This is a genomic window from Mycobacterium sp., assembly GCF_052145595.1.
In the GTDB taxonomy this organism is placed as follows: Bacteria; Actinomycetota; Actinomycetes; order Mycobacteriales; family Mycobacteriaceae; genus Mycobacterium.
On the sequence record NZ_JBKQOI010000032.1, the window covers coordinates 1 to 12,241 of the forward strand.

Sequence of the window (12,241 nt, forward strand, 5' to 3'; positions counted from 1 at the left end):
GCGCCCAGTCCAAGCCACACCGCGCTCAAGCTGATCGCCGTCGAGGCGACCATGGCCATGACCGGGCGGGGGGTCAGCATGATCGCGGTTGCGGCAGGAGTGACGACCAGAGCGAACAGCAGGAGCGTGCCGACGGCCTGTACGGCCATCGTCACGGTGAGCCCGAGCAGAACCATGAACATCATGGATAGGACACGCACGGGCACGCCTTTGGCCTCGGCGACTTGAGCGTTGACCGAGCTGAACAGCAGGGGCCGGTAGATGATGCCGACGCTGAGCCCCAGCACCACCAATAAGATCGCGAAGCTGACCAGTTGATTGTGGGAGATGGCCAGCAGGTTGCCGAACAACACGTTAGTTACCGTGCTGGAGCTCTTGGTGGCCATCGAGTTGAAGAACAACCCGAGACCGCTCGCCATGGCCAGCACCGTCCCGGTGACCACCTCGCGCTCGGCGGCGCGCTTGCCCAACACGCCAATCACCAGTGCCCCGCCGACACAGAACACCCCCAGCCCGGCGGCTACGGGCATGCCCAGCAGGACCGCGCCGGTCGCGCCGGGAAATCCGATGTGGGCCAAGGCATGTGCGGCGAAGGCGGTTTGTCGCACCACGACGAAGTAGCCGATCAACCCCGCGGCCAGAGCGACGATGGTGCCGCCGATCAGGGCGTTGCCCATGAACGCCGATGTCAGAATCGGCCACCAATTGGGTTGATAGGCCAGGGCTTCCAGGTGGGCGGTCACAGCGTGCTCCGCATATACAGCTCCCCGTGCGGGGTGTGCGCGACTTGGATTGGAGTGCCGTACAGGTGGGTCAGCAGCTCTTCGTCCACGACATCGTGGATCGGTGCGTAGTGCGGATGCCCGTCGAGCAGGTAGATCGCGCTGTCGAGGATGGGCAGCAATGGGTTGAGGTCGTGGGCGACCAACAGGATGGTCACGGCCAGCTCAGCGTGCAGTCGGGCCAGCAGTGCGACGATGTCACGCTGGCTATGAAGATCCAGTGACGCCAGCGGTTCGTCGAGGATCAGCAACTTCGGTTGTCCCACCAGGGCCTCGGCAAGTGCGATGCGTTGGCGTTGCCCGCCGGAAAGCGTCGACAGCCGCCGCCTGGCGATTTCGGTGGCCTCGACAGCGGCCAATGCCTGGGCGACTTGCCTCCGTTGGGCCGCCGTGCTGCGCCCGAACGCCCACCGGCGCCCGGTGAGTCCGAGCAATACCACATCGGTGGCGCGGATGGCTTCCCCCGAGCTCTCGGCATAGTGTTGCGGCACGTAGCCGATGCTGTCGTTGGCCTGGCCAGGTGGGCGGCCGAACACTTCGAGGTGGCCACTGGCAGCCGGGACCAGGCCAAGGACCATGTGTAAGAGCGTGGTTTTGCCGGACCCGTTTGGTCCGATGACAGCAACGATGCCGCCGGCGGGCACGGTGAAATTGGCCTGCGACCAGATGAGCCGGCCGCCGCGGACCGCGCGGACGTCGGTGAACGCCAGCGCGGGAGGCGTGGCGGCAGGCTCAGACATCAACACCGAGTGCCTTGCCCAACGCGACCAGCTGGGCGTATTGCCAGCCTTCGAACGAGGTCTGCTCGGGCGGCACGGTCTCGGTCACGTTGACGACGGGCACCCCGGCTTGTTCGGCAGCCGAGCGGATCTGCTGGGGCACCGAACCCTCGGTCTGTGTGTTGTAGATCAAGACGTCGATCTGGCGCCCGGCCAGCGCGGTGCGGAACGCGTCGATGTCGCCCGGCGCCGGGTCTGACTCGTTGGCCGACGCCCGCCGATAGCCCTCCGGAGTTTTGTTGATCAGACCCAGTGCCTGCGCCTGGTAGTCGAAGACGGTTTCTGTCGCCGCGTAGGACTTGCCCGCCGCCGCGGCCTTGATCTTGCCGATGAGGCTCGTGTAAGGCGCCATTGTGGCGGTGAACTCAGATCGGCGCTGGCTGAAATAGTTACCGGCCTGCGGGTCGATCTTGCTCAACTCGGCGGTCACGGCATCCGCGACCGCGGTCACCGCCGAGGGCTGATACCACAGGTGTGGATTGGCGCCGATCGGTGTGTTGGTGACTTCGGCGGCGCTCAACACGTGGGCGCCGGCGGCGGAGGTGGCCGCCAACTTGGATGCCCACGAGTCGTAGTCCGCGCCGTTGACCACGACAAGTTTGGCGCCGGTGAAGCTCGCCGCGTCGGCCGGTGAGGGCTCGTACTCGTGCGGGTCCACGGAGGAGCTGGCCAGCACCGTTTTCACGTTCGCACACGAGCCGCCGAGTTCGGAGACGATATCGCCCCACTGATCCACGCTGACCACAACGGCAACGGGGGCAGCCGGGCAGGCGGCCGCGGCGCTGCTACCGGTTCCCGCCGGCCTGTGGGTGGCGCCGGAAGACCCGGAGGTGTTGGTCTGGTTCGTCGAGCAACCCGCTATAGCGAGTGCCAGCACGGCGGCGCCAGCGAGGCATCCGCGGCGAAAGCGGAAAGGCAAGACGCTCACGCGGAGAACGATAACCGTTTTCATAACGACTGGGCGAGGTGCTCTGCGATCGTCGTAACGGCCCCCTCAGCCTCCTTATTAGTAACGATTTTCAATTACAGCTACCGGTACGGTACCGCGTCCGATTTAACTTGTCGAAAATGATTCCCAATAAGCGGCTGGCCGAGTCCAGGAGGTGCACAGTGCCCGCGCGTTGCCAAGTGACCGGCCGGGCACCGGACTCGCAGCTCCGGTCGAAGGAATTGACCTAATGGGGGTAGGCGTACGGGTTGGCCGGGGCATCGATGCGGTCGACCGTGGTGGCCTGCAGCGTCGGAATCGTTGCCGAATGCGGTTGCCGCGGCCCGGGTATGACCTGCCCCTCGACTCGAAGCCAGGTGTTGTCGGGTACACCGGCGGCGGCGCCGGCGGCCGGGCCACGCAGATGGATGCGGGCCAACTGAGCGTCGGCGGCGCAACAGATGATGACGATGCGACCAAGGTCGATGCCCTGCGCCTCGTTCAGGACGAAGCCGGTCACGGTGATCGTCCGATTCGTCAACGAGCCGGTGGTGTCGTGCGCCTCGCGCATCAGGACGTCAGGCAGCGACACGTCGGGGGCCCGACCCGGTGGCAGCGGCGGAAATGCCCGATTCAGAACGTCATTGGATACCGACGTCACAGACGGGGCAGCGGCTGAGGGCCGCAATGCCGGCGGCGTCACGAAAATCAGGATCAGGATCGGGATGACGAGCAGCCACACGATGCCTGTCCTATGGGAGTGCGCGTCGCCGTGATCGCCGGTCGGATCGGCGCTGCGCGGTCCGCCGCGGCGGATATCGCCGATGATCGCCACCAGCGCCAAGGCGATGAGCAGCACCGCCGACCCGACCAGCCACGGCAGCAGTGCGGGCTTGACGTAGCGGGTGAACGCGCCCGACACCGTGATGATGGCGACGCTAATGCCCACCAGCAGCAAGACGGTGTTCTCGGTTTCGCGGCGCACTAGCGACCACCGAGAAGAAACAGTCCGACCACACACGCGCTCGCCGTTGCAACCAGCAACGTGCAGGGGGCAAAGCGCGCCGCGAAGGCCCGGCCGAACAGGCCCGCCTGCATCGCGAACAATTTCACATCGACGGCCGGGCCCACAACCAGAAACACCAGCCGGGGCAGCAGCGGCACCATCGTCATGCTGGCGGCCACGAACGCGTCGGCCTCCGAACACAACGCCAGCACCACCGCCAGGGCGGCCATCAGCGCCACCCCAAGGATCAGGTGTGCCGCCAGGTGCGCGAAAACCCACTGCGGCACCACCACATGCAGCATCGCCGCCGCGGCGGCACCCACCACCAGGTAGGACGCGGCTTGCAGGAAGTCGTGCCGGGCCGCCTCGGTAAACACCACCCACCGTGATTCGGTGTGAGCGCCCGTAGGGGGAAGGCGGCGGGTGATCCACTCGGGGCGGCCCCACCGCGCCCACGCCCAGCCCATGATCACCGCGGTGAGCAGCGACGCCCCCAGCCGGGCAAGGACCATCCTGGGCGCACCGGGAAACGCCACCGCGGTGGCGACCAGTACCACCGGGTTGATCGCCGGCGCGGCCAGCATGAACGTCAGCGCCGCGGCGCCCGTCGCCCCTCCTTCGCCGAACAATCGCCGCGCCACCGGCACCGAACCGCATTCACAACCCGGCAACGCCGCCCCGCCCACACCGGCGGCCAACACCGCCACCGCGGGACGACGGGGCAGCCAGCGCGCCAACCGCTCCGGTGACACGAAGACAGCAATCAACCCGCTGACCACCACCCCGAGCACAAGGAAGGGGACCGCCTGCACGAAAACCCCGCAGAACACGGTGCCGGCCGTCGACAACGCCTCGCTGCTGAGGACCGCTTTACGCAGCATCGTCGCCGACAAAGCGCAGGCCAGCAGGATGGCCACCAGCACTTCCATCGACCCGACGCGCAGCCTGCGCCCAGACTTCAGCGTTGCCACCGTCCCAGTATGTCAGCGCGCCGGCTGTGCACCGGGACACCGCGACACGACACACTTGCGGCGGCTGGACCCAACCGCGACCAAATCCGCGATCCGTACCGCGTCTGCGCCCGAATCCTCAACGGGCACAACGATATCAGGGGGCAAGCGCGTGGGTCTTAGTGCTCGTCGTAGTGCTCGCCGTGAGCCGCGTGCCGGCACCCGTCGTGCACATAATCGACGTGATCCCCGTGCGGGACCGCGACATGACCACACCCTTCACCGTGGACGTGGCCATGACCCTCGTGCACCGCGTGGCCGGATGCCTCACATTCGTCGTAGTGATCCTCGTGCTGTCGATGAAGGTGACCCTCGTGCACGAAGTCGACGTGACCCCCGTGTGGGATCGCGACGTGGCCGCATCCTTCTCCGTGCACATGATCGTGTTGGACGTGCTTGTTGTGGGTTGCGCTGGTCATTACTGCTCACCGCCGTACCGGGTTCGATTCACAAGCTACTGGCGCAACGCAATTCTAGTGACCGCCGGTGGACGCCACCAGGTTCAAATGGTGAACCGATCCGCCTGGCTTAGCCAACCGTTTCCCAGAAGCGGGTGAGAGCCTCCGCACCGCGGGCCGGATCCTGCACCATCCACCAGTGTCCGAGCCCGTCGAGCACCTCCGTGCGGGCCCCGGCGCGGTCGGCGGCCCGGCGCCGGTTCTCGGCGGGGCCGATGTAGGGGTCCTCGGTGGCCAGCAGCGAAAGCCCGGACCGGGCCACGGCGTTCCCCAACGCCCGGCCGGCCTCGGCCATCGCGGGCTGGCGCGCCGAGCGGTACAACGACAGGATCGCCCGACCCATCTCCGGACCCTGGGCCATGGCGATCGAGGCCGCGATGTCCATCGGGAGGCCCAACGCGGTCATCCGGTCCGCGCGGTCGCCGACCGTGCCGCCGAGCATCGTGTCAACCAGCAGCTCGCCGTCACCCGGTGTCTGCCACACCTGCGCGAGGTCATGCCAGACATAGTCCGGGTCGAACAACCCGAGGGCGTCGCTGGCCCAGCTGCGCACGAGTTCCGGTCGATGCATCACCGCGGTGACCGCGTGGCCGCCGCCCCAGTCGTGCCCGACGAGGTCGACCGGTCCGTCGACTCGCGCCAACTCGCGTTCAAGCCAGTCGCGGTAAGCGAGGTAGGTCGCCGGGAAGTCCTCCGGCAGCGGGGCTCCAAACCCCGGCGGTGACAGCCGCACCACATCGTCGCGCCCGAGGGCATCAACCAACGGCCCCCAGATAGCGTCGGTCTCCGGATTGCCATGCACCAGAACCACGGTCATGGTCGACATCCTCGCACGGCACCACGGTTGTTTGTAACGCCGGCGCCGTCCGACAACGTTACGACCGCCTGGTGAGGCGCTTACACTCGCAAGGTGGACATTGTTCAACGCCTGCCGCGTTTGCACGGTATGCAATCGGATATTCGTTTCTATTGCACGTCGGGCGAGGACTCGGTGAAGGTCCGATAGCTGTGACCCTGGCAGAGAACATGTTCAAACACGCCGGCGCCGCCGCAGCATCGGGACTGGTCGTGGCGACCCTGCTGACGTTCGGCCGACCCGTCAGCGATGTGGCGCTCGTCAACGTACGCCAAACCGTCTGCGGCACAACTTCTCTGTGCGCCACCGATCCGGCACCCGATGGTGGTGATCAAGCCACCGCGGAGCAGAAGGTCATCGACGGCTACATCAAAAAGCAGGTCAATTGCACGCCAGATCTGCCGCCCAATCCCCAGTCCCTCACCTGGGATCCTCCCGGCTTCGCGCCAAACGTCGGGGGTTCCGGTGTCATCCACGACGCCAATCCGCAACTGGGCGGCCAGTACCGCGCCGACTATGTGAACGGCCGATGGCACATCGAATACATGTATTGCTGAATGACGTTCAACCAGTGCGTGTTTCGCTAGCCGTGACGGATCCGCGCCGCGTAGGGCTGAGAGGTGACAGTCAGCGTCGGGCTCACCAACCAAGCCGTGGCCGGGAGGCGTCGGAGCGGCATTTTTGATGGGCCGTCTGATGGGGTGATCTCCGCCCGGTGAAGAAATGGGCTCGATCGTCTGTGCATTTTCGAGGCCACGTGATCCTCCTGAGACCTTCCCGACATGCCCTCGGCGCCAAGCTCGGCGCATTCTAGCCAAACGTGCTGGTAGCGGGAAGATCGAAGCCGGGAAGTCCGCCCGTTCGGCGGGGTGAGCCTGCCCACATCGACGTACTCAATTGGAGGCTTCACAGCAAGCTCACGCATACTTGACGCCATGCTGCAAGCCACATCACCGCAAGTCCCTATTGCGGCGATGGGTGGTGCGCTGGTAACAGGACGAGGTTATTGATGGCACGTTCTGGCGGTGCACATCATCGCCATCGCGCCGTTCGTCAACCGTCGGCCCTTCGCAAGGGGCTGACGCGTGGCCTCATGGCGCTGGTGTCGGTTGCGGCGGTCTTGTTGACCGGTGCGGGATATTACGTGGCGCATGGCGCGCTGGGCGGCATCACCGTTTCGCAGGCGCTGTCGCCCGAGGACCCGCGATCCAGCGGCAACAACATGAACATCTTGCTCATCGGGCTGGACTCACGCAAAGACCAGGACGGCAACGATTTGCCCTGGTCGATCTTGAAGCATTTGCACGCGGGCGATTCCGATGACGGTGGCTACAACACCAACACCCTGATATTGGTCCACGTCGGAGTCGACAATAAGGTTGTCGCGTTTTCGATCCCCCGCGACGACTGGGTGGCGTTCAACGGTGTTCCCGGATACAACCACATCAAAATCAAAGAGGCATACGGCCTTACCAAGCAGTACGTCGCGCAGAAGCTCGCCAACCAGGGAACGAGCAGCCAGAAGGAACTCGAGACGAAGGGCCGCGAGGCCGGCCGGGCGGCGACCCTGCGCGCGGTGCGCAGTCTGACCGGTGTTCCGATCGACTACTTTGCCGAGGTCAATTTGGCGGGCTTCTTCGACTTGGCGCAGACCTTGGGCGGTGTCGATGTGTGCCTCAACCACCCCGTCTACGACTCGTATTCCGGTGCGGACTTCCCGGCCGGTCGACAGAGACTGGATGCTTCCCAGGCGCTGGCGTTCGTCCGGCAACGCCACGAACTGGAAAACGGGGACCTCGACCGCACCCACCGACAGCAGGCATTCATTTCGTCGGTCATGCAGGAACTGCAGGCCACGGGTACCTTCACCGACCTGGACAAGCTCAAGAACCTGATGGCAGTGGCGCGCAAGGACGTCGTGCTGTCGTCCGGTTGGGACGAGGACATGATCCAGCGATTGGGTCAACTCGCCGGCGGAAACGTGGAATTCCGGACACTGCCCGTGGTGCGCTACGACAACATCGACGGCCTGGACGTCAACATCGTCGACCCGGCCGCGATCAAGGCTGAGGTGGCCGCTGCGATCGGCGCTGCCCCACCGACCACCACGCCCGCCACGACGGCCGCCAAGCCCAGCCCATCGACCGTCGTCGATGTGATCAATTCCGGCAGCATGAGCGGCCTCGCCACCGAGGTATCCAGCGCGCTGAGAAAGCACGGCTACACCGCGGGCCAGGTCCGCGACCGCAATTCGGGCGAGCCGACCGCCACCACGATCGGGTACGGCGCAGGAGCGGAGACCGACGCGCATAGCGTGGCCACCCTGCTCGGCCTGGATGCCCCCAACCAACCCGACCCGAACCTCCAGCCCGGACACATCAGGGTGACTGTGGACACCAACTTCTCGATGCCGACACCGGACGACAACGCTACGGACGAGACGACCACCACCACCACCACCACCACAACAACAACAACAACAACGACAACGACGACCAGCAAGGCCAACACTTATTACTACAACGGCACGCTGACCACCTACCCGACGCCCAATGAGGGAAAACCGATCGACGGCGGCGGTGTGCCCTGCGTTAACTAAATCGCCTCAGGCGTGGGTGCCGCCGTCGATGCGGATCTCGGTGCCGGTGATGAACGCGCCGTCCTGCGACACCAGCATGGCAATCACGCCGGCGACCACGTCGGGATCGGCCATCCCGGCGCCGCTGGATTCCAGCGTGGTGGGCAGGATCGGCATCAGCCTGGAAAACAGTGCCCAGTCAGCGTCTTTCGGAATGTATCCGCCGGTGGCATCGGTGATCCCGGACTTGATGCTGCCCGGCGCCACACACACGGCGCGCAGGCCCTCGCGCGCGTATTCGAGTGCCAACGAATGGGTGAAGGCCTGGATCCCGCCCTTGCTCGCCGCATAGGCCGCCATGTACGGATGGGCGAAAGAGGCCGACGTGGAACTGAAGTTGACGATCGCGCTGCGCGGATTGGCCAGCAGCGCCGGAAGCGCTTCACGAACCACCAGAAAGGTCCCGGTCAGGTTGACGCCGACGATCTGATTCCACAATTCGAGGCTGGTCTCGTGAGTGTGCGCGGCACGCAAAATGCCGGCCGCGTTGACCAGCGAATCCAGGCCGCCGATTGTTTCGACGGCCGAGCACACGCCGTCGATCACCGAATCCTCGTTACCCACGTCCATCGGCATGGTGGTGAGACGGTCAGCGGTTGCGGCCTGCTCTGCCCGGTCCCGAGTGATGCCCAGGCCGTCGGCCGCGATATCGGTGGCCACCACGGTGGCACCCTCGTCGAGCAACCGCAGCGCGGTGGCCTGGCCGATCCCCGACGCGGCGCCCGTCACCAGGATCCGGTTGCCTTCGAGCCGCTTCATCCGCTTCTCCCGTGCTTGTCCGGTCACTAGGCGTGCCCATCATCGTAAGGAGCAGACCAAACAGGTCCCTACTTCAGGCCGAAAACAAGGCCCGAAACAGGGCAGAGTGGATGCATGGACATCGGATTCATCGGCCTGGGAAACATGGGCCGGGGCATGGCCGGCAACCTGGTGAAGGCGGGTCACCGCGTCACCGTGTACAACCGCTCCCCCGACAAGGCGGAGGCCCTCGTGCAGCTGGGCGCAACCACGGCGCGCACCGTCGCCGAAGCCTGCAGGGGTGAGGTCGTGTTCACCATGCTGTCCGACGACCAGGCCGTCGAGGCCGTGACGTTCGGCCACCCCGACTTTGGAGACGGCATCGTGGCTGCGTTGGCGCCGGGCGCCACGCACGTGTCGTCGAGCACCATCAGCGTCGCCCTGTCGCAGCGCCTGGCGGCCACGCACGCCGAAGCCGGTCAGCGGTATGCCGCGGCGCCGGTGTTCGGCAGACCCGAAGCGGCCTCAGCGGCAAAGCTTTTCGTCATCGCGGCCGGGGCCCCGCAGGTGCTGCAGCCGCTGTCCGCGTTGTTCGACGCGATCGGCCAGCGGACCTTCGTGGTGTCCGAGCAGCCGCACACCGCAAACCTGGTGAAGCTGAGCGGCAACTTCCTGATCGCGTCGGCGATCGAGGCCGTCGGCGAGGCCGTCGCACTGGTCGCCAAGGCCGGCGTGGACAGACAGCAGTACGTCGACGTCCTCACCTCGACGTTGTTCGCCGCGCCCGCATATAAGACCTATGGCGGGCTGATCGCGCGGCAGGAATTCGAGCCGGCCGGTTTCGCGGCGAGCCTCGGCCTCAAAGACGTCCGGCTGGTGCTTGCCGCCGCGGACCAGCTGCAGGTGCCACTGCCGGTGGCCAGCCTGCTGCGCGACCGCTTCCTCACCCTGGTGGCAACCGGCGGCGGGCAACTGGATTGGTCGGCGGTGTCTGCGCTCGCCGACCGGGACGCCGGTAACGCTTCCACGTCAGGCTCACACCACCCCGCGTAGCCCGTCGGCGCCAAACATCGGTTCCAACATCGCCGAGTAGTCCGGGCCGCGTCGCAAGAGGAGCCCGCCGTCGACGTTGATGACCTGTCCAGTGACATAGCTAGCCGCATCGCTAAGCAAAAACATTGCCAGGTTGGCGACGTCCTCCACCTCACCCACCCGTGGCAGCGGCGTGCAGAGGCGGTAGTCCGCACTAAGCTCCGGCGACTCTGTCACCGGCGCGACCAGATCCGTGCGGATGAGGCCGGGGCGGATGCTGTTGACCCGCACCCACGACGGGCCGAGCTCGTCGGCCGCCAGCTTCATCATGTGGTCGACGGCCGACTTGGAGACCCCGTAGGCGCCGAACCAGCGGTGGGTGTTGCTGGCCGCGATCGACGAGATGCCGACGAACGAGCCGCCGCCGCCGCGCACCAGTTCGCGCGCGGCGTGCTTGAGCACGTACATGGTGCCGTTGACGTTGAGGTCGACCGTGCGTCGCCAGGCCTCCGAGTCGATCTGCGTGATCGGGCCGATGGTTTCCGACCCGCCCGCGCAGTGCACCACACCGTGCAGCCGGCCGTGCCACGCCGTGGTGGCCTCAACCGCACGGGCGGCCTCTTCCTCGCTGGTGATGTCGGCGGGCTCGTAGCGGATCGAGCCGTCAGCCTTGAGTACTTCGATGTCTTTGACGGCGGCCGCCAGCCGGTCGGCATTGCGGCCGACGATCATGACGGAGGCCCCGCCCGCGACCAGCCCGGCGGCCACCCCCTTGCCGATTCCGCTGCCACCACCGGTGACCAGGTACGTCCGGTTGTCGAAAGAAAGCTGCACAAGAGCCATCGAACCATGCGGGCGTCGCTGCGGACACATCCGCCACACCAATCACCGGGCTGGCCGAGTTATTGTCCCAGCGGCCGCATCAACCACATGAGTACCGTGCGGGGACCACCACCCGATCCTCAAAAGCGATATCGCCCGTGATATCGCTTTTGCGCGTTGCCTATTGGTCGACGGGACCCGCGTCGGACCTCGCCTATGGCAACTGCGCTAGGGCGTATCGCGGCGGGCAAGCTTCGTCGGCTTGGCGTTACGCCAGTCCTCGACGTCGGGCGGCAGGCCGACCGGGTACCTGTTCTCGTTGTGGGCCGCCCAGTGCGCGTGCCCCAGCTCGTGAATGTGGAACGCGTGCCGCAGCGCCTCGGTGAATCCCATTGCGTCGGAGGCGGCGTTGACCGAGTCCTTGATCAGCATCGCCGCCATCGTGGGCCGCTCGGCGATGCGGCGCGCGAACTCCAGAGTCTTGTCCGCCAATTCGTCGACCGGGAAAACCTTGGACACCATGCCAAGCCGGTAGGCCTCGTCGGCGTCCAGTGCGTCACCGGTCAACAGCAGCTCTTTGGCCTTGCGGGCACCGAATTCCCAAGGGTGGGCGTAGTATTCGACCCCGGGCATGCCCATGCGCACGGCGACCACATCGCTGAACTTCGCATTGTCAGCGGCGACGATCAGGTCGCACGCCCAGATCAGCATCAGGCCCGCCGAGATCGCGTTGCCCTGCACCTGGGCGATGGTGATCTTGCGCAGATCGCGCCAGCGGCAGGTGTTTTGGAAGAAGTAATGCCACTCCTGCAGGTAAGTCTTTTCCGCGATCGAGTCGCGGGTGGCGCCGTTTATGCGGAAGCTCGGGAGCTGTTCGGGTCCGGGCTGCCGCTCCGCCAGCGCCAACTCGGAGCCCAGGTCGTGACCGGCAGAGAAGTTCTTGCCGCGCGCCGCCAGAATCACCACGCGAACGGTGTCGTCGGCCTCGGCACGCAAGAACGCCTCGTCGAGCTGAACCAACAGACCGCGGCATTGCGCGTTGTGGGCCTCGGGCCGATTCAGCCAGATCCGGGCGACGCGGCCCTCGTCCAGGGTTTCGTAGGCCACCAGCCCATCGACGTCACCGTTGGTGGCGTTGGAACCAGCTTGAGCGCTGGCTTCCTCCGAGAGTGTCATTCCGCCCAACCTCGCT

At 65.9% G+C, this 12,241-nt stretch carries 13 protein-coding genes; 3 read left to right on the plus strand and 10 right to left on the minus strand.

Annotated elements, in window-relative coordinates:
• From ACLP4W_RS02090 to ACLP4W_RS02120, 7 genes are all read right to left on the minus strand, one after another.
• Nucleotides 1-677, minus strand: a 677-nt coding sequence (locus ACLP4W_RS02090) for a metal ABC transporter permease (protein WP_442383716.1), incomplete at its 3' end; no start/stop codon positions are given.
• A gap of 62 nt (nucleotides 678-739) precedes the next feature.
• Entirely contained in the window at nucleotides 740-1,522 is a 783-nt protein-coding gene (locus ACLP4W_RS02095; RefSeq protein ID WP_442383646.1) for a metal ABC transporter ATP-binding protein, read from the minus strand.
• Nucleotides 1,515-2,306 carry a metal ABC transporter solute-binding protein, Zn/Mn family gene (locus ACLP4W_RS02100; protein WP_442383718.1) on the minus strand — a complete coding sequence of 264 codons (792 nt, stop codon included), beginning with the start codon at nucleotides 2,304-2,306 and terminating at the stop codon, nucleotides 1,515-1,517. Before ACLP4W_RS02100 ends, ACLP4W_RS02095 begins: the two co-directional genes overlap by 8 nt.
• Nucleotides 2,307-2,736: 430 nt before the next feature.
• A complete protein-coding gene (locus ACLP4W_RS02105) occupies nucleotides 2,737-3,474 on the minus strand; it encodes a TIGR03943 family putative permease subunit (RefSeq protein WP_442383648.1) in 738 nt (245 codons plus the stop codon).
• Nucleotides 3,474-4,466, minus strand: coding sequence for a permease (locus ACLP4W_RS02110; protein ID WP_442383650.1), 993 nt, complete (start codon nucleotides 4,464-4,466; stop codon nucleotides 3,474-3,476). Before ACLP4W_RS02110 ends, ACLP4W_RS02105 begins: the two co-directional genes overlap by 1 nt.
• 158 nt (nucleotides 4,467-4,624) lie before the next feature.
• A complete protein-coding gene (locus ACLP4W_RS02115; protein WP_442383652.1) occupies nucleotides 4,625-4,924 on the minus strand; it encodes a hypothetical protein in 300 nt (99 codons plus the stop codon).
• 109 nt (nucleotides 4,925-5,033) lie between these two features.
• Nucleotides 5,034-5,780: an alpha/beta fold hydrolase gene (locus ACLP4W_RS02120; RefSeq protein WP_442383654.1), complete on the minus strand. Its 747-nt coding sequence runs from the start codon at nucleotides 5,778-5,780 to the stop codon at nucleotides 5,034-5,036.
• Between the two features lie 191 nt (nucleotides 5,781-5,971).
• Between ACLP4W_RS02120 and ACLP4W_RS02125 the strand changes: the two genes are divergently transcribed.
• Both ACLP4W_RS02125 and ACLP4W_RS02130 read left to right on the plus strand, forming a co-directional pair.
• On the plus strand, nucleotides 5,972-6,376 hold the full coding sequence (locus tag ACLP4W_RS02125; protein WP_442383656.1) for an integrase: 405 nt from the start codon (nucleotides 5,972-5,974) through the stop codon (nucleotides 6,374-6,376).
• A gap of 452 nt (nucleotides 6,377-6,828) precedes the next feature.
• Nucleotides 6,829-8,418, plus strand: coding sequence for an LCP family protein (locus tag ACLP4W_RS02130; RefSeq protein ID WP_442383658.1), 1,590 nt, complete (start codon nucleotides 6,829-6,831; stop codon nucleotides 8,416-8,418).
• A gap of 6 nt (nucleotides 8,419-8,424) precedes the next feature.
• On the opposite strand, the gene ACLP4W_RS02135 is transcribed toward ACLP4W_RS02130, so the two are convergent.
• Complete coding sequence (locus ACLP4W_RS02135) at nucleotides 8,425-9,216, minus strand: SDR family NAD(P)-dependent oxidoreductase (RefSeq protein ID WP_442383660.1); 792 nt, start codon at nucleotides 9,214-9,216, stop codon at nucleotides 8,425-8,427.
• Between the two features lie 114 nt (nucleotides 9,217-9,330).
• Here ACLP4W_RS02135 and ACLP4W_RS02140 point away from each other — a divergent pair, with 114 nt between their 5' ends.
• Nucleotides 9,331-10,248, plus strand: coding sequence for an NAD(P)-dependent oxidoreductase (locus ACLP4W_RS02140; protein ID WP_442383662.1), 918 nt, complete (start codon nucleotides 9,331-9,333; stop codon nucleotides 10,246-10,248).
• Here the strand turns inward: ACLP4W_RS02140 and ACLP4W_RS02145 are convergent.
• Nucleotides 10,231-11,061 (minus strand): SDR family oxidoreductase, encoded by an 831-nt coding sequence (locus ACLP4W_RS02145; protein ID WP_442383720.1) that lies wholly within the window; start codon nucleotides 11,059-11,061, stop codon nucleotides 10,231-10,233. The genes ACLP4W_RS02140 and ACLP4W_RS02145 overlap by 18 nt on opposite strands.
• A 216-nt stretch (nucleotides 11,062-11,277) precedes the next feature.
• Nucleotides 11,278-12,225: an enoyl-CoA hydratase gene (locus ACLP4W_RS02150; RefSeq protein ID WP_442383664.1), complete on the minus strand. Its 948-nt coding sequence runs from the start codon at nucleotides 12,223-12,225 to the stop codon at nucleotides 11,278-11,280.
• Between the last annotated feature and the right edge of the window lie 16 nt (nucleotides 12,226-12,241).